Consider the following 23,301-nt stretch of genomic DNA (forward strand, 5'->3'; position numbering starts at 1 on the left):
CAGTGACCCCAGAAATCTAGTCGAGCGGGTACCGAGCGAACCACCGGTCTTCGTCCGGCGCATCCGCGCCGAACTCGGTGAGCGCGTCGTCCGCCAGCTCGACGATGACATCGCGGAGCTCGAGCCGGTCGAGCCAGCTCCCCCGCAGTGCTTCCTCGCCGTACATCGCGCCGACGAGGTTGCCGCAGACCGACCCGGTGGAATCGCTGTCCCCGCTGTGGTTGACGGACGCCAGCAGCGCCGTGTCGGCGTCCGCCGTGGTCAGCGCGACGTACACGGACATCGACAACGCCGTCTCCCCGACGTTGCCCTGCCCGAGCGACTCCACCTTCTCCGGCGTCGGCGGTCCCTGCTCCGCCAGCGCCAGCGCGGCATCGAGCGCCGCGCTCTGCTCCTCGTGCGCCGGGTACTCCACCAGCTCGGCCCGCGCGGTCGCGACGGCGTCGAGGAGTGCCCTTCCGTGCAGCAGTTCGTGCACGATGACCGCGAAGCAGCCCGACGACAAATACCCGCTCGGGTGACCGTGGGTCAGCGCCGCGCTCTCCGCGCCGAGCCGGAACACCTCGGCGAGGTCGTCCGACCAGAGCGCGACCGGCGCCGCGCGCATCACCCCGCCGCAGCCCTTCGAGTTGTTCACCGGCCGGTCCATGGTGCCGCGGACGCCGGAGCGGCCGTACGCCTCCAGCTCGCCGAAGCACGTCAGCCCCGGCGCGCGGCGGCTGAACAGCTCCTGGTGCGTGACCAGCCAGCCGTCCGGCGCTTCGACGTCGGAGCGCGGCCCGCGCGCCCGGTCCCACGCGACACCCTGGGTGTGCAGCCAGCGCTGGTAGGCCAGCTGCAGCGAGTGCACGACGTCGGCCGAGCCGGTGTGCCGCCGCTGGGCGTGCGCGCGGATCAGCGCCTCGAGCGTGAACAGCGTCATCTGCGTGTCGTCGGTGATCCGGCCGACGCCGCCGTACGCGGGGATGAAGTCGGTGATCCCGGCCGGTCCGGCGATCTCGCGGATCCGGTCGATCGAGTCGAACTCCGTCTTCGCGCCGAGCGCGTCGCCGATGGCGCCGGCCAGCAGGCTGCCGCGCAGCCGGGACCGCCGGTCCGGCCCCGCCGGAGCAGGGTGCGAGGAGGGTTTCGGGGTGAACCGGCCGCTCGGGTACCGGCGCTCCCACCGCGCGTGCTCGGCCGTCTCCGTCTGGAGGCCGTTGCGGTTGAAATACCAGAAGACGTCGCTCGCGACGTCGTCGAGCAGCCCGAGGTCGGGCAGCGCCGCGACCCAGGCGGCGGGCAGGCCGGGCACGCCGAGCCGGGCGCCGACGAGGGCTCCGGCCAGGGAGCCGGCGACCGGGCCGGACCGCGCGGCGAGCGTGATCGCCGCCTCCGGGTCGTGGCCGCGCTTGGCCGCGGCGAACAACGCCCGGCCCAGCACCGACCGGACGCTCCGGCCGTCACCGATGCTCTCGAGCTGCGTGACGTCGTCGGCGTCGCGGTCCTCGCGCAGCGCCAGCGTCGAGGCCGCCTGCTCGCCGCCGAGCTCCCGCAGCCGCAGGTACACCGGCGGCGCGAACTCCTCCCGCGTGAGCAGGGCCTGGAACAGCGCCACCAACAGCTCGACGCCTTCGGTGACCTCCGCCCCGGCCGCACTGCCGGTCAGCTCGCGGGCGACGTCCTTCGCGTACTGCTCGCCGTCGACGTCCGCCAGCGCCACCGCGCCGGCCGGCGTCGCGGCCAAGGCCGTGGCCAGCAGCGAGGAGAACTCCGCGGGCGCGGGCCCGGCGTGCCGGGTCGCGACGGCCAGCCAGCCGACCGGATCCGGCTCGGGCAGCGTCGCGGGCACCTCGCCGGTGGGAACGGGCGGGAGGCCGCGCAGCACGGCGTCGGTGTGGAACAGCAGGTGCCGGGTCAGGCCACCCATCGCCAGCGGGCCGCCCGGGTCGGCGCCGCCGCCGAGCGCGTCACCGATCGCGAAACCGACGTACGCGCCGACGATCCGGTGCCACGCGAAGCGTGCGCCGAGCGTGCCCTGGGCGAAGAACTTGCCGAACGTCCACGGCACCGGCCGCGCGCCGGCGTCCTCGCCGACGTGCGCGATCAGGCCGTTCCCGGCCAGGTCGGCCGGCCATTCCGGGTCCTGGCCCGCCCGGCGCCGGACGCCGTTGCGGTGCTGCCAGGCGAACCCGCGCAGGTACCGGACGCACTCCTCCGGCGTCAGCTCGACGCGGTGGTCGCGGGCCTGGTCGACGGCGTAGCGCAGGTGGCGGGTCAGCAGGTCCGGCGGCTCGATGCCGAACTCCCCGACCAGCGCGGGCAGCGCCTCGGCGACCTCCGGCCCGGCTTCGGGTGCCGGCTCGTCGATCCACGGCCGCGGCTCGGTGTCCTCCGGGACGTCCGCCAGCTCGGTCGCGGCCAGGCTGCGGACGAGCCCGGTGCCCGGGTCGAGCGTCAGGCCGGTCCCCGGCCGGTGCCGCAGCAGCTCGCGGACGACCACCCGCCACCGCTGCGGATAGCGGCCGGGCACCTTCGCCGAGGAGCTGTAGGCGATGACCTCGTGGCCCGAGGTCCCGGGAACCGGCCGCAGCAGGGGCTCGCCGTCCGGCGTCGGCACGAGGACCTCGGTGTCGAGCAGCGCGTGCGCGAACTCGGCCCGGCTGATCCAGTTCGCGCCCAGGTAGTTCAGGAGTTTTTCGGCGTCGGTCGCCGGCTTCGGGAAGCCGCGCCAGGCCGGGCCCAGGGTGTACCCCTCGTTGCCGCGCCGGGCGCCGGTCGCCTCGCCGAACGGCGAGTACTCCGTCCAGCCGCGGATCGCCCGGGCCGGGATGCCCAGCTCGGGGAACGCCTTCTCGTCGAACTCCGGGTCGACGTCCGGACGCCACTCGGTCTCGGCCGGGGGGCCCGCCATCGCCGCCAGGTCGTAGGTGATCTCGCCGTCGTCCGGCACGAGCAGCACCGGGCTGGGGACCAGCCCCGCGCCGACGTCGGTGCCGTCGAGGTAACCGGCGGTGTTGACCGTGAAGCGCCAGCCGTCCGGCCGCCGCGCGGAGTACTCCGGCCGGATCCGCAGCCGGTCGCCGCCGGGCCGCGTGCGCAGCCACTCCCGCACGCGCGCGGCGGCTTCCTCTTCGTTCATTCTCCCCATCCTCGCGCTAATGCCGCGGGTACCGCTCGACCCACTGGCCGCCCTGCGCGCTCAGCGCCGAGTGCCGGTCGAAGTGCCAGTAGGCGTCCGAAGCCACGTTCTCGACGAGGTAGCGCAGCTCCAGCTGATCGACCCACTTCTGCGGCAGCCCGGGGATGCCGGTGCGCGCGCCGAGCAGGGCGCCGGCGATCGCGCCGGTGAGCGCGCTGCGGCCGGAGTGGTTGACCGCGCGCAGCAGCGCCTGCTCCGGGTAGTTTTCGAAGCCGGACAACGCGGCGAACGCGCGGCCGAGCACCGAGAGCGTGCTCTTGCCGTCGCCGATCAGCTCCGGCATCCGCAGGTCGGGCAGCCCGTGCTCACCGAAGAACGGCACCGACTCGGCGACCATCTCCTTGATCTCGGTCCACTCCGGACCCTGCTGGAACTGGTTGTCCGGGTTGAGGATCTCCCGGCCGAGGTTCCAGATCGGGAAGCTGAACGCGTCCTTGGTCAGGGCCTGCTCGAACAGCCAGCTCAGGTAGGTCGCGGCAGCCAGATCGGGCTCGCCGGGGTGGGTCACGCCGGCCATCTCGCGCACCGCCTGGCGCGCGCCGCCGCTGAGCCCGCTGCCGGGGCCGGCCATGGTGAGCGCGGCGGCCAACGCGGGGATCAGCGCTTCCGGGCCGGTCAACGGCGTGCCGCCGGCCCCGGTGGCGAGCTGGTGGTAGGCGTTGAGCTCGGCGTCGTCGGCGTCGCGGCGGGCGTGCAGGTCGGTGACCTGTACGAGCCAGCCGTCCGGGTGATCCAGCGGCGCGCCCTGCGTCTTCAGCCAGCGCTGCAGCGCGCCGCGCGTGACGTCGGGGAGCAGCTGCTCGGCCTCGCGGGACTCCGGCTGCTCGCGGTGCGGGCTGCGGATCACGGCTTCGGTGTAGAACAGCAGCCGCTGCGTCAGCGAGCCGATCCGGCCCGGCTGGTCGAACGCCTGGACCAGGTCGGTGACACCTTCGATGCCGTACTGCGCGTGGATGTCGTGGAGCGGCATCCGGTCGACCGCGGCGCCGAGAGCTTCGCCGAGGGCGAAGCCGACGTACGCGCCCGTGACGCGCTGCCAGCCGTAGCGGAACCCGTCGAGGTCCCGCTCGAAGTACTTGCCGAACGTGTCCAGCCGCGGCACCGGGCGCCCGGCGTTGTCGTACGTCGGGGCCAGCCCGTTCGCGCGCAGGTCGTTGGGCTTGCTGCGCGGCGGCTCCGGCATGGTCATCCGCTTCAGCCACGACTCGCCGAGCACGGTCTTCGCGCACTCCTCGGCGGTGAGCTCGTACCCGCGCTTGCGGGCCCGCTCGGCCGCGGCGAGCGGCGGCCGGACCGGCGCCGGCAACCCCATCCGCGACGCCGTGTCGGCGGCGACGCGGATCAGGTCCTCTTCGGCCTCCGGGCAGCGGCCGTGCACGTCGATGCGCGGCTCGTGCCGCGGGAACCGCTTGACGATCTCGGCGAGCTCGCCGCTGGAGACGTCTTCGATGGTCGTCGGGCCGCCGTTGATCACCAGGTTCGGCGGGTGCTCGAACTCGGCGAGCGTGGCGACGTCGACCCGCCACCAGCCGTGCTCGCGCGAGGGCAGGTGCCGCGTCGAGCTGAAGACCTTGAGCTCGTTGCGCTCCTCGGCGAAGTAGAACCGGTCCGTCTTGCCGGTCTCCAGGTCGAGCGGGACGAACACCTCGCACCGGATCAGCCCGATGAGCAGCAGCTCCCGGGTCAGCCAGCCGACGCTGGCGAACGACAGCAGCGTCTCGAGCGTGTTCTCCGGCTTCGGGTACCCGCGGCGGATCGGCCCGGCCTTGTACTCCGGGTTCTCCCGCTCCTCGCCGGTCTGGTTGCCGTCGGCGTCGACCTTCACCCAGCCCGCGACGGCCTGCAGCGGCACGCCCAGCTCGCCGAGCCCGGCCTTCACGTACTCGGGGTCGACGACCTCACGCCAGTTCTCCTGGCCGGGGAACGCCACCGGCACCGAGAGCCCGCCGGGGTGCGGGTGCGCCTGGCGCAGCTCGCCGTCCGGCTCGCGGACCACCACCGACGGCGGCGGGAAGATCTCCTTGTCCGGCCGTCCCTCGTCGAGGAACGCGATCGTGTTGTAGGGCACGGACCAGCCCTCGGGGATGCGCAGCACCTTCTCGGTGTCCACCCGGAGCCCGGCGGGACCGGAGACGTCCGGGCCGTGCACCGCGCGCAGCCACTGGCCGACCTTGGCAATCGCTTCCGCCGCTTCCACCTACTCGATCCTCTCCAGGCTTCCGTCGGACTCGTGCTCGGCGATCGTCTTCGGCAGCACGCAGGCCACCGCACCGCCCGGCAGGTTCGCCCACGGCACCGTGATGCCGGTGATCACGTGCAAGGGGCGTCTCAGCCGGTAACTCCGCCGCACCCGTTCGCGTTCGAGCGGCAGCGACGTCGTGGCGAACCGTACCTCCCCGTGGTGAACGAGGTTGCCGGGTTCCTCGCCGAAGCGCAGCACGACCGTACCCGCCACCAGCCGGGTGATGCGCTTGTTGCGGAGCAGGGTGAGGGGAGGCTCACCCGGGGCCGGGTGCACCGGCCAGTCGTCCAGTTCCCTGGCCGTCTCCAAGGGGGTTTCGTGGCCGGCGGTCATCCGGGCGGGGTGCAGCAGCAACGCGCCGAGCAGCTGCTGCGCGGCGTCCTCGAGCCGGTCGAAGTACTTCGGTTCGCGGGGCGCTTCGTCGGCGTACGCCGCGACCTCCCAGCCGTCCGGCGTGTAGTTGAGGCACCACGTGCCGTCCGCGCGGTCGCCGACGCGGTACGCCTCGGGCCACACCCCGTGCTCGCCGAGCCGCTGCACCAGGACGGTCAGCAGCTCCTCGTCCCCCAGCGCCGGATCCGGCGTGGTCTCCAGCTCCGCGACGACGTCCCCGGCGGTCTTCTTCCCGTCCCCGCGGCCCGGCTTCGGCCGCGGCTCGCCGAGCAGGTCCGCCTCGGCGGTCCGCCGCACCAGCGGCTCGACGTACGGCGGCTGGAAGTGGTGCCGCCGGATGTGCGCGACCAGGTCCGGTTCGGGCGGCAGGCCGTACTTCGCCAGGTAGTGCGGCACCGCCGCGGGCCAGATCCACGTGCCGTCGGTGTGGTGACGGTCGGGGACGTCGGCCGGCGCGTCCGGCGTGAAGACGTCGGCGCCGAGCTCGTCGCCGGCCCGCACGACGGCCTCGCGCTCGAGGTACTGCAGCACCAGCGGCGCCTCGGTGTCGGTCAGCAGCGGCCGTTCGGTCTCCGGCCCGCCGACGTCCGCGTGCCGGAAGACGAGGCCGAGCGGCAGCTGCGCGCGCAGCCGCCACCAGTCCGGGATGTGCTCGTCGGGCCGCGGGAACTCGCCGAGCTCCGCCGGGTAGGCCGCCGCCTCGGGCGGGTCCGTCCACACCGGATCGTCGTCGAGCGCGAAGTCGAAGTCGAAGCTGCCGTCGGGGACGAGCGTGAACCGCGCCTGCAGCCAGGTCCCGCGCTCCTCGGTGTACATCCCCTGCCGCAGCCGGCCGAAGAGGTCGGCGAGCTCGTCCGGCGTCGCCGAGTTGTGCCCCTCGATCTCGACGTGCTTCCCGACCTGCCGGAAGTCGACAACGGCCGGCCGCTCGGCGTCGGCCCGGTGCGCGCGCACGAGCTTTCCCAGCTGCACCAGGAGGGCACGCTGCTCATCGGGCGAAAGTCGTTGTTCCACGTGAATCATTGCCTCGGGTAGCGCGGCTTGGCTTCGAACGTCGGCGCCTCACCGGCCGCACGACGGGTGGCTTCGTCTTCCCACATCTTGAAGGTCCGCTTCCAGAGTGCCTGGACCAACGCGGTTTCCTGCGGGGTCCGGCGGCGTCCTTCCCGGACAGCGACGTCGTCTATACCTTTCACGGTCTCGTAGAGCGCGAAGATCGGACCGTCGCCCGTCAGGTACCGGCTCCGCAGCTTTTCGGTCTCCCGGACGAAGTCTTCCTCGCTCATCGGACCTTTGATGTTCGAATCGGTGGTGGCCCGCAGGACCTCACGGATGTGGCTGCCGTCCTGGACGAAGAAACCCGTCTGCAGGTCGAGGAGGGTGCCCGCCAGACCGCCGTTGGGCACCTTGTCGATCCGATAGGTCTGGGCGTAGTACCGGTAGAACGTGGGCTCCTGGATGGCCATCAGCTACTCCCCTCGGATGACAGTCCCTGCCGGAACGCTTCCTCGAAACGGCCTCGGACCTGCTCGGTTAGCGCCGCGTCGAGCGCCGCCTCTTCCGGCGAAAGGACGCCTTCGCGGCCGTCCTTCTTGCTGAAGGTCTCGAAGTCGCGGCGGACCTCGTACAGCGCGTGCTCGTACGACGCGACGTCGTCGATGTGCGTCAGGTGCAGCCGCAGCTCGGCCACGTGCCCGTTCGGCAGCCGGACGTTGAGCTGCAGGTCCCGGTAGCCGCTGTCCTGCGGGCTGGCCAGCCGGTCCGAGAAGTCGACGATCGTGAGTTCGGGATCGTTGCGCACCGCGTCCAGCGCGCGGTACATGTCCGCCACCTGCTCGAACTGGATCTTGGTGCCGACGAGGTCGTGCAGCAGTGAACCGTCCCAGTTGCGCTTCTCGATCTTCGCCAGAGCCCGCACGTCGTCCTTCGGTTCCGGCCGGAACCCCGCGTGGCCGTCGGTCTCACCCGCGATGCGTTCGGTGATCCGGTTCAGCGTGCCCTGGGTCTCGGGCCAGCGCTCACGTTCTTCGGCGACCCACTGGCGGCAGTACTCCGGATCGCCGATCCTGCCTTGGTCGAAGCTTTCGTGCTGCAGCTGCTCTTCCGGGGTGTCGTGGGCGATCGCCGCGACGTCGGCGGAGATCTCCGCCTGCTCCGGAGTCGGGTCGAACGGCTCGACACCCTGGTGCTCGACGTCGTCGACCACGCTGTACCCGCGCTCGTTCACCTCGTGGACGGCGTCCTCCAGGATCGGGATCGCCTCGGGGTGCTTGAGCAGGCTGGCCAGCGTCTTCGGGTTGTCGAGCAGCGAGCGCGTCAGGTAGTCGTTGGCCGGGTCGGCGAGCATCCTGGCCAGCTCGGGGTGTTCCGGCAGGTGGGCGCGGATGTAGTCCGCGTCCGCGTGGCCGTCGAGCGCCGCGGCGACGTCGTCGCGGTCCAGGAAACCGGATTCGGAAATGCCGTAGCCGCCGTGTTCGCCGTGCACCTCGGTCCGGACGTGCTCGGTGCCGGGCGTACCGACGTGCAGCAGCTTGATGTCCTTCGGCGGCTGCGGCAGGTGCATCAGGTCGCCGGACTGCGGGTCGATGAACGCAATCACCGCGTCGCGCGTGTGCACGACCATCGCGACGTGCCCGTACTCGACGCCGCCGCGGCCCTCGTACTTCACCGCGACCACGGCGTGGTGGTCCACCGGCCGCTCGCGCATCTCGCGGATGACGTCTTCGTAGCTCGCGCGATCGGAGAACGTCTCGCCGAACCGGCTCTCGATGTGCTCGAGCGTGCCGCGGGTGCCCATCTCGTGCAGCGGGATCGGCTCGGCCGTCGCGTCGCCGCCGTGCAGCCGGTCCCAGTACGCCTCGGGGCCGCGGGTGCAGTTGGAGATGTAGCCGTTCTCCAGTGCGCCCGGCTCGTGGAAGCCCGGGTTGACCTCGCGCAGGTGCGGGTGGCGGTCCTGGACGTAGGCCGCGCGCTCCGCCGGCGTCGCCGCGCCGGCGTGGATGGCCGGCTCGGCGGGCGGGTTCGTCGCGCGTGCCAGCGACGAGTAGTCGTGCACCGGCGCTGGTTCGATGTGCTCGGCCGGGCCGTCGAGGACGTCGCTGACCTTCGGCTGCTCCGGCTGGTGGTGCTCCGCGACCGGCTCGTTGAGCCCGCCTAGGCGTTCGGCGATCGACTCCTGCTTGCGCCGGTCGAACTCGGCCGCGTTGTGCTCGTTCTCGGCGCGCCGCTCGGCCATCGTCCGCTGCGCGGCCTCGGGGTCGAGGTAGCGCGGGTGCCCGGGCCCGATCTCCTCGGCCTCGATCACCCACTTGCGGCGGCCCCCGGGCGTGATCTCGAGCCGCTTGTCGTGCACCAGCAGCTGTGTCCCGGGCGGCGACAGCGACTCGCGCTCGCCCGGGTTCTCGGCGAGCTTCGAGATGTCGCGGACGTTGTCCGACCGGACGTGCAGCTCGACGTCGTCCCCGAACTTCGACGTCGAGAGCTCGCCGGTCTTGATGGACGCGCTGGAGAACGCGGGCTCGACGACCACCGCACCCGGCTCGTACGGCCCGGCGACCAGCTCGGCCAGCCGCGGATCGCCGCCGACGTCGATGCCGCGGACGGTCTCCCCGGACGTCCGCGGGACCTGGCCGAGGCCGTCGACGATCGCGCGGGTGTTCGCCTGCGCGAGGTCGAAGCCGGGGTGGCCGGGGCCGCGGCGCAGGGCGTCGTTGACGTCGTAGGCGTACTCGCCGCGGGTGTAGCCGTGGACCGCGACGGCGCCTTCGTCGGTCAGCGGCAGCCCGGCGGCGTCCCGGCGGGCGAGCGCGCGGTCGTGGACGTCCTGGTAGACGCCGTCGTCGCCGACCGCACGGCGGATGCTGTCGTGGTCGGCCGGGGTGGCGTGGTGCTCGCCGTCGAAGAGGTAACCCTCGTCGTGCGGGACGCGCTCGGGCGTGGGGTTGAGCCGGTCCGCGATCTCCGGCACGTGGTGCGGCGCGTCCCCGCCGCCCAGCGGCATCTCGTGGATGCCGGTGGCGTCGTGGGGCAGCTCGGCCAGACGTCCGGTGACCGGATCGGCGAACACGACACCGTGCTCGGTGTGCACCCCGGCGACCAGCCGCGTCTCGCCGTCGATCTCGAAAGCGACGGCCGTCCGCGCGCCGACCGGACGTTCGCCCAGGTCATGGGCGACGTCGCCGAAGCTGTCGCGGCCGCTCCACTGCCCGCCGAGCTGCTCGCCGACGTGCGCGAGGCTCTGGTTCGTGCCCGGCCCGGCGACGACGTCTTCGCCGTTCATCCGCCGCTCGAAGGCGACCATCGACTCGGCGGAGTTGGTCCGGAAGCCGTGGTCGAGCGCGTCCGGGCCGTAGTGGTTGCGGGAGTTGACCGAGCCGAGCTCGGGAACGGCGTCGCGAACGAGCCGCGCGTGCTGTTGCGGGCTCTCGACGGACCCGGCGTGGAGCACGGGCTCGCCGCCCGGCGTGAGCGGCTCGGCGAGCCGCGACCAGCCACCGTCGGGCTCGCGGGTCGCCGGCACCCGCCGCTCGGGCGCGGGCGTGTCGGCGTCGTCCCCGCCGAGCAGCTTGAACAGGTTGCCGCTCGGCTTGAGCTCGGGGTGTTCGGCGTAGAACTTCTCGGTCTCGGCGTCGGCCTCACGCTGGAACCGCTCGTCGTCGGCCCGCTCCTGCGCCCGCCGCTCGTCGATCGCGTGCTGCGCGTCGGCCTCACCGAGGTGCCGCGGATCGCCGGCGGTGACCTCTTCGGCGTGCACGATCCACTGCGGCTGGTCCATGGTGCCGCCGGAACCGCGGACGTGATCGGGGTGCTCCGGGTGGCCCGGCCCCTTCTCGATCCCGGTGATCTCGAACTGCGACCCGGCCTTGAACAGCACCTCGCGCTCACGCCCGATGCTGGCCATGGACTCGACGTCCCGCCCGGACCGGGACTCGATCCGCATCTCGACCTCGCCGGGGAAGATGCTCCGCGGGTGCTCGGCATCGACCTTCGACGAGCTGAGGAACGACGGCTCGGTGACGTGCGCACCCTCGTGGAACCGCCCGAGGAAAGCCTGGACCCGCGCGGGATCCCCCTGGAAGTCGATCCGCCGCGAAACGGTCCCGACATGCGGCGGCAGCTCGTTCAACCCGGAGACCAGCGCCCCGGCCTGCGGCGCGAGGCCCGCAAGCTCCGGCCCACCGAACCGCAGTGCCCGGTTGAGCGGCCCGACCAGCTCGTGCCGCGTGTAGGCGTGCACGGCGAAGGCGCCGTCGTCGGACATGCCGGGATGGAACTCGTCGCGCCGGAGGAGCGCCTCCCGGCGGACCTGCTCGTGCCGCCACTCACCGGTCTCGGAACTCTGCCGCCCGGAGTCGATGAAGGTGTCCTCGATCCGCCGAACCCCGGCGGGATCGTCGGTGTGGAAGTGCTCGTCGGTGAGATACGGCTCGTCGACGACGTGCATCGATTCGTGTGCGGCCGGGTCCTCGACCCCGAAGCCGTCCTGCTCGCCGGTCGCCTGCTCGGTCGCGTGCTCAGCAGCCACGTGCTCGGCAGGCACCTGTTCGTCGTGCACCGGTTCGGCGGGCGTCTGCTCCACCAAGTGCTCGGCCGGCACCTGCTCGGCAGCGGACTGCTCGTCGCCCGATCGCCGCGCCGACTGGTCGACCGCGGCGGTCTCGCCAGGCCGTTCAGCCGCCGCCTGCTGTTCGGCAGGGGCCTTCCCCGCGGCTGGTTCTTCGGGAGGTCGTTCTGCCGCGGGTGTGCGCTCAGCCGCGTGATCGGCCGTGGACGGCTGCCGGCCCGCCCGGTCCTCGGCTACCTGCTCACCGGCGTGGTTCTGCTCGTCCGTGCGCGCCGGCTCGGGCGCGTGGTGGTGGGCAGGCGCCTGTTCGACCGGCCGCGGGCCGGCGGGCTGCTCCGTCGGCGTGGCAGGCGGACGCTGTCCAGGAGGCAGACCCTGTTCGCCGGGTGCCGGACGGTGCCCCTGCGGCTGCTCCGGCGCGCGATCGATCGGTCGAGGCTGGTCGAAGGCCCTCGGCGGTTGGTTGTGCGGGCCTCGTGGAAGGTTCTCCTGCGGCGGACCGAAGCGGGGCGGCGGCACCTGCGGCGGCCCGGCCGGACGCGGCGGACCCACCCGCGGATCGTGCGGCGGCATCGGCGGGCGGCCACCAGGCGGCGGAGGCGGCATCGCCGGACGGCCGCCCGGACCCTGCGGCCCACGCGGCTGGTTCGGATACCCCGCCGGTCGTTGCCCACCCGGCATCGGCGGACGCTGCTGAGGCCCACCCTGCGCCGGCCACCCACCCGGCGGCATCCGGCGCGGATCGTTCGGATGCGGCCCACCCTGCGGCGGCTGCGCACCCTGCGACGGATGACCCTGCGGAGGCTGGCCACCGTGCGGCGGCTGCCCACCACGTCCACCCTGCGACGGCACACCGTTCGACGGCCCCTGCACTGGCCGCCCAGTCTGCGGCGGCTGCCCACCACGGGGCGACCCACCCTGCGGCTGCCCACCGTGAGCAGCCTGCCCACCCTGCGGCTGCCCACCCTGCGACTGCCCACCGTGAGTAGCCTGCCCACCCTGCGGCTGCCCACCCTGGAGCGGCTGCCCGCTACGCGGAGCCGGCCCACCCTGCGGCTGCCCACTATGCGGAGCCGGCCCACCGTGCGGTTGCCCGCCCTTGGGCACCTGGCCCCCGTGTAGCGGTTGCCCGCCTTGCTGAACCTGCCCGCCCTGTGGCGGCTGTCCACCGCGCGGGGCCTGCCCACCGTGCTGCGGTCCGCCTTGCTGTGGTTGCCCACTGTGCTGAGCCTGCCCGCCGTGAGGTGGCTGCCCAGCTTGCGGCGGCTGTGCGCCATGCGGGGCTTGTCCACCGTGCTGAGCCTGCCCGCCGTGTGCCGGCTGCCCGCCCTGCGGTGGTTGCCCACCGTGGATTGGTTGCCCGCCCTGAGGTGACTGCCCAGCTTGCGGCGGCTGTCCGCCATGCAGGGCTTGTCCACCGTGCTGCGGTTGCCCGCCGTGGATTGGCTGTCCGCCCTGCGGTTGTCCGCCATGCGGGGCCTGCCCGCCCTGAGGCGGGCGGCCACCCTGCGATATCGGCGGCTGACCAGGCTGACCACCCGGCGGCATCCGGCGCGGGTCCTGCGGTGGCACGCGTCGCGGCTGTTCGTGCGGCGGCTGGCCACCTCGCGGCGGGGGCATCGGCGGCGTCGGTCCGCCGGCACGCGGGCCACCCGCGCGACCGCCCGGACCACCGCCGTTCGGCATTCCTCCCGGCGGTGGCGTGAGTCCACCCGCAGGCGGGGGCGACATCTGCTGCGGCGCCCCGCCACCCTGGAACGGCGTCGGCCCCGCGTCCGCGGCCGGCGGCTGGCCCGTGAACCCGGCCGCGCCGACGTTGTCCGCCGCCGGACGTCCGCCGCTCTGCCGTCCCGGCTCGGGGCCAGTCCCCGGTGGGGCCATGCCGTATCCGCCGTTCGACGGACCGGCGGCCGCACTCTCGCCGTGCGGCGAGCCTCCGGCCCGTGCCGGGCCACCTGACGTGCCGCCCGAGAAATCCGCACTGTGCGAACCGCCGGACGACGTCCCGCCCGCCGCGCTCGGCATCCCGCCACCACCCATCGGCGGGGGCGATCCACCCACCGGTGCCTGCTGTTGGGGAGCGGAACCGTCCGACGCCACTCGCTGCTGTGCGACAGGCTCCACCTGACGCTGGGCCCCCTGTTGTGCCTCGGGCTCCGAACGGTGCGACGCGGATTCCGGCGGAGCCTCGCTCCGCGATTCCGGCTCCCGGTGAGACGGAGCCTGCTCACCTCGCGACTCCGAGCCCCCGGACTCCGGATCGGAAGACGACGCACTCCGGGTTTCCGGCTCCGACGAAGTCCCGCTCCGAGACTCCGCCTCGGCCGACGACTCCGCCCGCGACGATGGCTCTTCACCCCGCGACGCCGGTTCCGACGACGAACTCGGCTCCTCCGAGCCCCGCCGCGATTCCCCGGACTCGTCAGCACGCCGAGACTCCCCGGAGTCACGCGAATCCCCAGCGCCGCTCGGCTCACTGGAGCTGCGCGAGTCCCCGGATCCGCCCGACTCACTCGAGCTCCGGGACTCCCCAAAGCCGCTCGGCTCACCGGAGCTTCGGGACTCCCCAGCGCCGCTCGGCTCACCCGAGCTTCGGGACTCCCCAGAGCCGCCCGAGTCCGAGCCGGAGGCGCCCGAGCTGGAACCCCCGGGCTCGCCGGCGCCGCGGGACTCCCCAGCGCCAGAGTCCCTCGCGCCCGGACCCCCAGAGTCCGAATCCCCCGAGCCGGAATCCCCCGAGCCGGAAGACGAGCCCGAGTCCCCCGACCCCGAGTCCCCCGCGCCGGAATCCCCCGAGCCGGAAGACGAGCCCGAGTCCCCCGACCCCGAGTCCCCCGCGCCAGAGCCAGAGTCCCCGGAGCCAGAGCCAGAACCCGAGTCCCCCGAACCATCCGGCTCAGCCCGCGGAATGTTCGCCTCGTGCACCGAGTGCATCTGTTCCTTGGCGCCCCCGACAGCTCCACCGACCGCCCCGCTGGACGCGCCTGTCAGCAGCTGCTCCGGCGTCAACGACCCCAGATCCCCCGTCACCGCCGCCTGACCGACGGTCTGCGCGACACCCTCGACCGCACCCCGAGCCCCAGCCCGCATCGCCGCATCCGCGATCTGCCCACCAGCGCTGTGCGACAGCCCCTCGGTCGCCCCGCGGCCGATCGCGCCGCTCCCAGCGCCGACGACGCCGCCGACCGCGCCCGAGATCGCCGCATCGGACGTCTTGGACCAGTCCCAGCTCTGCCTGTCGCCCTTGGCCATCTGCAGGCCCTGGATGCCGGCGTCCATGCCGAGGTTGATGGCCTCGTTCTTGAGGACCTCCATGCCGATCTTCTTGATGCCCTGCTTGAGCAGCTTCTCCAGCAGCTCCTTCGCGACCTGCTTGAACCCCTGCTGCGCCAGCTTCTCGAGCAGCTGCCGGAACAGCATCTGCACGGTCATCCGCGTCGCGACCTGGGCCGGCGCGATGCCCGCCGTCGAGCCGCCGAACGTCACCGCCACGGCCGCGATCATCGCCGCGATCTGGGCGGCCAGCACGATCAGCGAGATGATGATCATGTACTTCGTGTACTCGACGTCCAGGGCCGTCTGGTCACACGAGTCGCCGAGGGCCTTGGACGCGTCGGCCAGCTGCTTGAAGTACGCCTCGTCGCCCTCGACGAACTTCTTCCACTGCTCGACGAACGCGTCGGCGCCGTCACCGGTCCAGTTGTCGCGGATGCCGGAAGCCGCTTGGTTCCCCGCGTCCGAGGCCGGGCCGATCGCGGACGACGCCGTGTGCCACGCGTCGCGCAGCGCGCGCAGCTTGGTCTCGTCGCCCTCCGGCCAGCTCTCGCCGACGACGATCGGCAGCAGCCACTTGACCGCGTCGGGCATCTCCATACCCACGGGTCATTGCCCCTTGCTGAGCTGCGAGGTCACGTCGTCGTCGGCGCCCGACAAGGCTTTCATCGACTTCGTGACGTTTTGCTGCATCCCGCGCAACCCCTGCACGAGGTTGGTGAAGCCCTCGACGGCGCCCTGTGCGCCCGGCACGTAGTCCTTCGCGAACTCCTTGCCGGAGTCGTCGTCGCCCCAGCACTCGCCCTGCGCGGACAACGCGCCCTGTAACGCCTTCAGCGCGTTGTCGAGTCCGTCCGCGGCCGTGACCAGCCCGTTCGACGCGCTCAGCACGGCGTCCGGCTCCGCGGTGAACCCGGCACCCCCGTCCGGCATCAGTCGCCCCTCGTCATCCAGGACGACGGCGGCTCCTCGTCCTCGTCCGCACGCGGCGGGCGGGCGCGCTGGGGTGCGGGCGCGGGAGCCGGAGCCGGAGCGGGCACCGGCGGCTGCTCGTTGCGCAGGATCGAGCCGCCGTCTTCGAAGGATTCGGGGCGCGGCGGCTCGGGAGCTTCCTCTTCCTCGGCGAAGTCCGGGATCGGCGGTACCAGCCCGGCCAGCGACGGCGCGCCCTCGACCAGGTCGGCGAGATCGGGCAGGCCTTCGGTGATCGGCGCCATCAGGTCCGCGATCTTCTGCTTGACCTGCAGCGATCCTTGCCGCACCAGGGCCTGGACGGTGTTCGCGAGCTGCGCGGGGGTCGTGCGCTCGAACGTGTTCGGCGAGAACTCCAGCTTCGCGAGGCTGCCGCCGGCGTCGATGGTCGCGCGGACCAGCCCGTCGGCGGACGCGACCTGCGCGGTCGTTTCGGCGGCCGCGGCCTGGGCGTCGCGCAGCTGCGCCGTCTGCCGCTCGAAGTTCTCCAGGAGGGTGTCCATCTGGTCCTTCATCGCGGCATTGCGCGCCTCAAGGCGCGCACGGTCGTCGCCCGCGGTGGTCACAGGAGCCCCCGGTGTCCCTCGAACCTACTAATGACTTGCCGTCACCCTAATGCCAATGGAGCAGTCATCGGAGCCGGTTCGGGCTTTTGCCTCAGCTGATCGTGCGGCGCCGGGCGAGGAGGTACCCGGCTCCGCCGACCAGGTAGCAAACGGTTGCGGCGATGAGCAGCCCGGGCGACCGGCCGTCGTCCGGGATGACCAGCGCGCCCAGCGATACCGCCGCCACCTGGGTGATGTTGAAGAGCGTGTCGTAGAGCGCGAAGACGCGGCCGCGGGCTTCGTCGGCGACGTCGAGCTGGATCGACGAATCGACACAGAGCTTCAGCACCTGACCCGCGCCGGTGATGAAGAACGACGCGAGCAGCGCGCACGGCAGCACCATCGGCAGCCCGAGCGCGGACTGCGCGATCGCCGCGACGACCAGCGCGCCGAGCACCGCGCGCACCCGCCCGGCACGGCGGATCAGCCGGGCCGTCAGCAAGCCGGCGATGAGCAGCCCGGCCCCGGCCAGCGCCGCCATCTGCCCCAAGCCGGGCAGGCCGGCGCGCAGGAGGCCGTGGTCGGTGAAGTAGTTGCGCATCAGCAGGACGGTGACCAGCAGCGAGACGCCGAACGACGCCCGGTGCGCGAACAGCGCGATGAACCCGGCGGTGACGCTCGGCGCGCGCCACGCGTGCTTCGCGCCGTCGGCCAGCCCCCGGGCGACCGCGACGAGCGGGTTCGCCGGTTCGTCGACCACGGAAGGCCCGAGCAGCCCGCGCGCGAACCCGCGGGCGATGAACGCCGCGACCAGCGTGCCGAGCACCGCGAACGCCGTCGTGTACGCCGAGCCGGCGTCGTCGCTGCCGAACAGCGCGCGCAAGCCGATCGCGCAGCCGCCGCCGATCACGGCGATGACCGAGCCGATCGTGGTGGCGAACGCGTTCGCCGTCACCACACTCGGCGGCGGGACGACGTGCGGCAGCGATGCCGAGAGCCCGGAGCCGATGAAGCGGGAGATCCCTTCCGCGGCCAGGGCCAGCGAAAACAGGCCGACTCCGCCGAACCCGAACCCGACGGCGGCGGCCGACGCGAGGATCGCCAGGCCGCGCAGGAGGTTCGCGAAGATCAGGACCTTGCGCCGGTCCCAGCGGTCCAGCAGAGCGCCCGCGAACGGGCCGACCAAGGAGTACGGCAGCAGCAGCGCCGCGAACCCGCCCGCGATGGCCAGCGGGTCGGCGCCGCGTTCGGGGTTGAAGAGCACAGCGCCGGCGAGGCCGGCGCGGAAGACGCCGTCACCCCAGCTGGCGGCGAAGCGGGTGAAGAGCAGACGCCGGAAGGCCGGGTCCTTGAGCAGCTCGCGAGGGCCCTTTCGCCCTGTGGCCACGTCGGCGCTGATCGTCACGAAGCCAGACTAGAGGGTGGCCGACGCACTGAGGTCGCCTCTCGGCGGCTATGCGCAGTGTGGCTCCTGCCGGACGGTATTCCACAAAGGCGGTTCTTCAGTGAGCCCGGGGGACACGGAGTGCGCCGACCACTGTTTCAAACGGGGCGGGTGGGGCGATTGTTCCCGAGCCGAAGTAATTCGCCGGGCCAGAGGTGAGATCATGGGTCGCGTGCCAGCGGACGCCGAGGTTGAGCCGGGAACGCTCCTGGTCGCCGCCCCCACCATGGTCGACCCCAATTTCCGCCGGACCGTGGTGTTCGTCATCGATCACCGCGAGGAGGGCACGCTCGGCGTCGTCCTGAACCGGCCCAGTGACGTCGCCGTGCACGACGTGCTGCCCAACTGGGGTGGCCACGTCGCCGAGCCGCAGTCGGTGTTCGTCGGCGGGCCGGTGGAGAAGAAGACGGCGTTGTGCCTGGCCGCGCTGCGCACCGGCGAGACCGCGGCGAGTGTGCCGGGCGTGATCGCGGTCCGCGGGCCGGTCGCGCTGGTCGACCTGGACACCGATCCCGAGGTCCTGGTGCCGAAGGTCCGCGGCGTGCGCGTGTTCGCCGGCTACGCGGGCTGGGACTCGGGTCAGCTGGCCGGCGAGATCGAGCGGGACGACTGGGTGATCGTGCCGGCCCTGCCGAGCGACATCCTGGCCTCGCCGAGCGGCGACCTGTGGAGCCAGGTGCTGCGCCGCCAGGGCGTGCCGATCGCGCTGCTGGCCACCCACCCGGGTGACCTCCAGCGCAACTAGCTCGTCAAAAGATCAGGCCTTCTTGAAGACGCCGCAGCCGCCCTCGCCGCACGCGCAGCCGCTGCAGCCGGCGGGCGCCGCCGGAGCCGGCGCGGGGACGGTCAGCGCGGCCCGGTTGCCGAGCACGCCACCGCCAACGACCAGCACGAACATCGCCACGATGCCCCCGAGCGCGGCGGCGATCAGGCCCCCGGTCGACGGCATCGCGAGCCCGGCCAGCCCGGAGAGGATCGAGATCGCGCCACCGGCGGCCGTCGGCAGCCCGGCGACGCGGTTCGCGAGCTTGAACGCGTCTTCGCTGCGCAACGCGGCTTGCGTGCGCACGCCGGTGCCGCCTTCGCGCGTCAGTTTTTCGCGGACGCCGAGGACACCGCCCCAGCCGACGACGACACCGAGCAGGATCGGAACCAGCGCGATAGCGAACACGGGTCAAGGATAAGCGTGACGTCCCGGCAACCTGCTGGATACCCTGGTCGACTGTGCTACAGGCCATGTCACCCCGCGTACTGCCCACCGTGCTGGCTCTTGCTCTGATCGGGGGATTGGCCGCCGCAGCGCCGGCCAGTGCCACCGAGAGTCACCAGCGTCCGATCCGGTTGCTCGGCGAAAAGATCGTCCCGAACTCCCTGCCGTACCAGGGGACGATCGTCGGCGGCCTCTCCAGCATCGACTACGACCCGCGGACCGGCGGTTACGCCCTGATCTGCGACGACCGGTCGGCGATCAACCCCGCCCGGTTCTACACCGCGACCTTCCCGGTCACGGCGAAGGGCGTCGGCGACGTCACCTTCACCAGCACGAAGCCGCTGCTGCGGCCCGACGGCACGCCGTACCCGCCGCTCACGCAGAACGACCCCACCCGGCCGCAGAACGAGCAGACGATCGACCCCGAAGAGCTGCGCGTCGACCCGTGGACCGGCGACTACTACTGGTCGCAGGAGGGCGAGCGCACCACGACGACTTTGATCGACCCGTCGATCCGCGAGGCGCGCCGCGACGGCAAGTACGTCCGTGACCTGCCGATCCCCGCGAACGAGAAGATGACACCGACGGCCGGCCCGCGGCAGAACCTGGTGCTCGAGGGCATCACCTTCGCCGGTTTCGGCGCGCTGCTGGCCAGCGAGGTCGAGGGCCCGCTGCTGCAGGACGGCCCGGAGCCGACCACGACGTCCGGCGCGCTGTCGCGGATCACCTTGCAGGCGCGCTTCGGCCCCGTCCTGGCGCAGTACGCCTACCCGCAGGAGCCGCTCTTCGCCGCGCCGGTGCCGTCGACGGCGTTCGCGACGACCGGCGTCTCCTCGATGCTGGCCGTCGACCAGGCCGACCCGACGAAGTTCCTGATGATGGAGCGCTCGTTCGTCACCGGCGTCGGCAACAAGGTGCGCGTCTACGAAATCGACACGAAGGGCGCGACGAACGTCCTGGACGTGCCGTCACTGGGTGCGGCGAAGCACGTCACGCCGGTCAAGAAGCGCCTGCTCTTCGACGCGGCCGACCTCGGCTTGTCCACTGTGGACAACATCGAGGGCATGACCTGGGGCCCGAAGCTGCCGAACGGCGAGCGCAGCCTGGTGATCGTCAGCGACAACAACTTCTCGCCCACCCAGGTCACGCAGTTCGTCGCACTGGCGGTCCCCTCCGAACGGCTTTGACCAGCAAGTTACGATGAAGCTATGAACACGGCTCGGCTGCTCCTTAGCCTGCCGCGCTGACCGGGCCCCGGCCGGCGCGGCGACCCCTCATGCCCTCGAGGCTGAGGGGTCGAGTTGTTTCTGGAGTACCTCGCGACGAAGGAAGACGGCGATGACCGAGACAACAGGGACCGACGTCCCGGCGCACCGCTACACGGCCGCGCTGGCCGGTCAGATCGAGCGGCGCTGGCAGGACTTCTGGGCCGACCACGGCACGTTCCACGCGCCCAACCCCGTCGGGCCGCTCGCGGTCGAGGGGCAGCCGGTCCCCAGCGACAAGCTGTTCGTCCAGGACATGTTCCCGTACCCGTCGGGCTCCGGCCTGCACGTCGGGCACCCGCTGGGCTTCATCAGCACCGACGTCTTCGCCCGCTTCCACCGGATGATCGGGCGCAACGTGCTGCACACGATGGGCTTCGACGCGTTCGGCCTGCCGGCCGAGCAGTACGCGGTCCAGACCGGGCAGCACCCGCGCAAGACGACCGAGGAGAACATCCGGACCTACCTGCGCCAGATCCGGCGCCTGGGCCTGGGCCACGACGAACGCCGTCGCATCTCCACGATCGACCCCGAGTACTACCGCTGGACGCAGTGGATCTTCCTGCAGATCTTCAACTCCTGGTACGACGTCGAGGCGGGCGGCGCGCGCCCGATCGCCCAGCTGGAGGCCGCCTTCGCCGACGGCTCGCGCCCGACGCCGGACGGCCGTGACTGGGCGTCGCTGAGCACGGTCGAGCGCAAGACGATCATCGACGACCACCGCCTGGTCTACATCTCCGAGGCGCCGGTCAACTGGTGCCCGGGCCTGGGCACGGTGCTGTCGAACGAGGAGGTCACCGCGGACGGCCGCAGCGAGCGCGGCAACTTCCCGGTGTTCCGCCGCAACCTGCGTCAGTGGATGATGCGGATCACGGCGTACGCGGATCGCCTGGTCGACGACCTGGACCTGCTGGACTGGCCGGAGAAGGTCAAGTCCATGCAGCGGAACTGGATCGGCCGCTCGCACGGCGCCCGCGTCACGTTCAAGGCCGGCGAAGACGCGATCGAGGTCTTCACGACCCGGCCGGACACCCTGTTCGGTGCCACCTACATGGTGCTGGCGCCGGAGCACCCGCTGGTCGACAAGCTGACTGCGGCCACCTGGCCCGAGGGCGTCGACAAGCGCTGGACCGGCGACGCGGCGACGCCCGCCGACGCCATCGAGTCCTACCGCGTCGCGGCGTCGCGCAAGTCCGAGCTGGACCGGCAGGAGAACAAGGAGAAGACCGGCGTCTTCACCGGCGCGTACGCGACGAACCCGGTCAACGGCAAGCAGATCCCGGTCTTCGTCGCCGACTACGTGCTGATGGGCTACGGCACCGGCGCGATCATGGCCGTACCCGGCCAGGACGTCCGGGACTGGGAGTTCGCCGAGAAGTTCGGGCTGGAGATCATCCGGACCGTGCAGCCGACGGAAGGGTTCGACGGCAAGGCGTTCACCGGCGACGGCCCGGCGATCAACTCCGGCTTCCTGGACGGCATGGACGTCGCCGAGGCCAAGAAGACGATCATCGAGCGCCTGGCCGAAGACGGCACCGGCGTCGGCACCGTGCAGTTCAAGCTGCGCGACTGGCTGTTCTCGCGCCAGCGCTACTGGGGCGAACCGTTCCCGGTGGTCTACGACGAGGACGGCGAGGTCCACGCCGTCCCGGAGTCGATGCTGCCGATCGAGCTGCCCGAAGTCGCCGACTACTCGCCGGTGACGTTCGACGCCGACGACCGCGACTCGATGCCGTCGTCCCCGCTGGCCCGCGCGACCGACTGGGTCGAGGTCGAGCTGGACCTGGGTGACGGCCCGAAGACCTACCGCCGCGACATCAACACGATGCCGAACTGGGCCGGTTCGTGCTGGTACCAGCTGCGCTACGTCGACCCGACGAACGCGGAGTCGTTCTGCGCGCCGGAAAACGAGGCGTACTGGATGGGCCCGCGCGCCGCCGAGCACGGCGCGGACGACACCGGCGGCGTCGACCTGTACGTCGGCGGCGTCGAGCACGCGGTGCTGCACCTGCTGTACTCGCGGTTCTGGCACAAGGTGCTGTTCGACCTGGGCCACGTGACGTCCAAGGAGCCGTACCGGAAGCTGTTCAACCAGGGCTACATCGAGGCGTACGCGTACACCGACGCCCGCGGCGTCTACGTCCCGGCCGAGCAGGTCGAGGAGCGCGACGGCAAGCACTTCTTCGAGGGTGAGGAAGTCAGCCAGGAGTACGGCAAGATGGGCAAGAGCCTGAAGAACGTCGTCACGCCGGACGAGATGGCCGAGAACTACGGCGCCGACACGTTCCGCTTCTACGAGATGGCGATGGGCCCGCTGGCCATGTCGCGCCCGTGGGCGACCAAGGACGTCGTGGGCTCGCACCGCTTCCTGCAGCGGCTGTGGCGCCTGATCGTCGACGAGGCGAGCGGCGAGCTGCGAGTGTCCACAGAGGACGCTTCGGAGGCGGACCGCAAGGTGCTGCACCGAACTGTGGCCGGCGTCCGCGAGGACTACGCGGAGATGCGCTTCAACACGGCCGGCGCCAAGCTGATCGAGCTGAACAACCACGTCACCAAGGCGTACGGCGCGACCGCGTCGACGCCGCGTGAACTGGCCGAGCCCCTGGTGCTGATGCTGGCCCCGCTGGCCCCGCACATGGCGGAGGAGCTGTGGCACCGCCTGGGCCACGCGGATTCCCTGGTGCAGGGCCCGTTCCCGGTGGTGGACGAGAAGTACCTGGTCGAGGACTCGGTCGAGTACCCGATCCAGGTCAACGGCAAGGTCCGCTCCCGCGTCACGGTCCCGGCAGGCGCCGCCGCGGACGCGGTCCAGGCGGCGGCGCTGGCGGACGAGAAGGTCGCGGCCCTGGTCGGCGACGGAACGCCGCGCAAGGTGATCGTGGTGCCGGGCAAGCTGGTCAACATCGTCCTGTGACCCCTGTGGTGGCCACCTCTTTCGCGGGGGTGGCCACCGCCGGTTTCCTTTCCGGCAGGTTGTCCGCATCTGCCACCGGCTTCGCGCATGCCGCGGTTGCCCGCACTCGACGTCGCCTTCCGGCAAGAGCTCGACGTCCTCGATCCGCCTGCGCGGCGGCTGTCCGTACGCGCCGCCGTTTCCTGCGGGCGCCAGTTGTCCACACCCACCGCCGAATGTGGACAACCGTTGCCGCACAGCCCCTTTTCCGGCCCTTCGTCGTACCCCGCCGATAGACTGGACCTGGGGACGCCCCCCTG

Annotated in this window: 13 protein-coding genes and 1 pseudogene; 4 read left to right on the forward strand and 10 right to left on the reverse strand. The window is 72.1% G+C overall.

Features of this window, described 5'->3' with window-relative positions; translation table 11 throughout:
- Positions 1–16 precede the first annotated feature (16 nt).
- From OG494_RS37085 to OG494_RS37105, 5 genes are read right to left on the reverse strand one after another with little or no spacing between them, the layout of a single operon-like run.
- Positions 17–3,121, reverse strand: a complete 3,105-nt coding sequence (locus OG494_RS37085) for an ADP-ribosylglycohydrolase family protein (RefSeq protein WP_328446726.1) — start codon at positions 3,119–3,121, stop codon at positions 17–19.
- A gap of 16 nt (positions 3,122–3,137) precedes the next feature.
- Positions 3,138–5,378 carry an ADP-ribosylglycohydrolase family protein gene (locus OG494_RS37090; protein WP_328446728.1) on the reverse strand — a complete coding sequence of 747 codons (2,241 nt, stop codon included), beginning with the start codon at positions 5,376–5,378 and terminating at the stop codon, positions 3,138–3,140.
- The gene (locus OG494_RS37095; RefSeq protein ID WP_328446730.1) at positions 5,379–6,839 is read right to left on the reverse strand and encodes a TNT domain-containing protein; all 1,461 of its coding nucleotides are present in this window, start codon (positions 6,837–6,839) and stop codon (positions 5,379–5,381) included.
- Positions 6,836–7,282, reverse strand: a complete 447-nt coding sequence (locus tag OG494_RS37100; protein ID WP_328446732.1) for a hypothetical protein — start codon at positions 7,280–7,282, stop codon at positions 6,836–6,838. Before OG494_RS37100 ends, OG494_RS37095 begins: the two co-directional genes overlap by 4 nt.
- The gene (locus OG494_RS37105; protein ID WP_328446734.1) at positions 7,282–11,394 is read right to left on the reverse strand and encodes a toxin glutamine deamidase domain-containing protein; all 4,113 of its coding nucleotides are present in this window, start codon (positions 11,392–11,394) and stop codon (positions 7,282–7,284) included. The genes OG494_RS37100 and OG494_RS37105 overlap by 1 nt, the downstream gene beginning before the upstream one ends.
- Before the next feature lie 1,110 nt (positions 11,395–12,504).
- On the opposite strand from OG494_RS37105, the gene OG494_RS37110 reads away from it, so the two are divergent.
- The gene (locus OG494_RS37110) at positions 12,505–12,753 is read left to right on the forward strand and encodes a hypothetical protein (protein ID WP_328446736.1); all 249 of its coding nucleotides are present in this window, start codon (positions 12,505–12,507) and stop codon (positions 12,751–12,753) included.
- A gap of 2,067 nt (positions 12,754–14,820) precedes the next feature.
- On the opposite strand, the pseudogene OG494_RS48495 reads toward OG494_RS37110, so the two are convergent.
- The 4 genes and pseudogenes from OG494_RS48495 to OG494_RS37125 form a co-directional block, all read right to left on the reverse strand.
- Positions 14,821–15,252 (reverse strand): annotated as a pseudogene (locus OG494_RS48495) (WXG100 family type VII secretion target); the annotation flags it as partial.
- Between the two features lie 9 nt (positions 15,253–15,261).
- Complete coding sequence (locus tag OG494_RS37115; RefSeq protein ID WP_328446738.1) at positions 15,262–15,585, reverse strand: WXG100 family type VII secretion target; 324 nt, start codon at positions 15,583–15,585, stop codon at positions 15,262–15,264.
- Positions 15,585–16,139: a YbaB/EbfC family nucleoid-associated protein gene (locus tag OG494_RS37120; protein ID WP_328446740.1), complete on the reverse strand. Its 555-nt coding sequence runs from the start codon at positions 16,137–16,139 to the stop codon at positions 15,585–15,587. The genes OG494_RS37115 and OG494_RS37120 overlap by 1 nt, the downstream gene beginning before the upstream one ends.
- 142 nt (positions 16,140–16,281) lie before the next feature.
- Complete coding sequence (locus tag OG494_RS37125) at positions 16,282–17,574, reverse strand: MFS transporter (RefSeq protein ID WP_328446742.1); 1,293 nt, start codon at positions 17,572–17,574, stop codon at positions 16,282–16,284.
- 202 nt (positions 17,575–17,776) lie between these two features.
- On the opposite strand from OG494_RS37125, the gene OG494_RS37130 reads away from it, so the two are divergent.
- Positions 17,777–18,358, forward strand: coding sequence for a YqgE/AlgH family protein (locus tag OG494_RS37130; RefSeq protein WP_328446744.1), 582 nt, complete (start codon positions 17,777–17,779; stop codon positions 18,356–18,358).
- Positions 18,359–18,370: 12 nt separating this feature from the next.
- Here the strand turns inward: OG494_RS37130 and OG494_RS37135 are convergent, their stop codons facing one another.
- Positions 18,371–18,784: an SdpI family protein gene (locus tag OG494_RS37135; RefSeq protein WP_326945401.1), complete on the reverse strand. Its 414-nt coding sequence runs from the start codon at positions 18,782–18,784 to the stop codon at positions 18,371–18,373.
- 65 nt (positions 18,785–18,849) lie between these two features.
- Here OG494_RS37135 and OG494_RS37140 point away from each other — a divergent pair, with 65 nt between their 5' ends.
- Both OG494_RS37140 and leuS read left to right on the forward strand, forming a co-directional pair.
- Positions 18,850–20,010, forward strand: coding sequence for an esterase-like activity of phytase family protein (locus OG494_RS37140; RefSeq protein WP_328446749.1), 1,161 nt, complete (start codon positions 18,850–18,852; stop codon positions 20,008–20,010).
- 151 nt (positions 20,011–20,161) lie between these two features.
- Positions 20,162–23,002: a leucine--tRNA ligase gene (gene leuS, locus OG494_RS37145; protein ID WP_328446751.1), complete on the forward strand. Its 2,841-nt coding sequence runs from the start codon at positions 20,162–20,164 to the stop codon at positions 23,000–23,002.
- The last annotated feature ends 299 nt before the right edge of the window (positions 23,003–23,301 follow it).

Origin of the sequence: Amycolatopsis sp. NBC_00438 (genome assembly GCF_036026695.1) — a bacterium.
Classification (GTDB): domain Bacteria; phylum Actinomycetota; class Actinomycetes; order Mycobacteriales; family Pseudonocardiaceae; genus Amycolatopsis.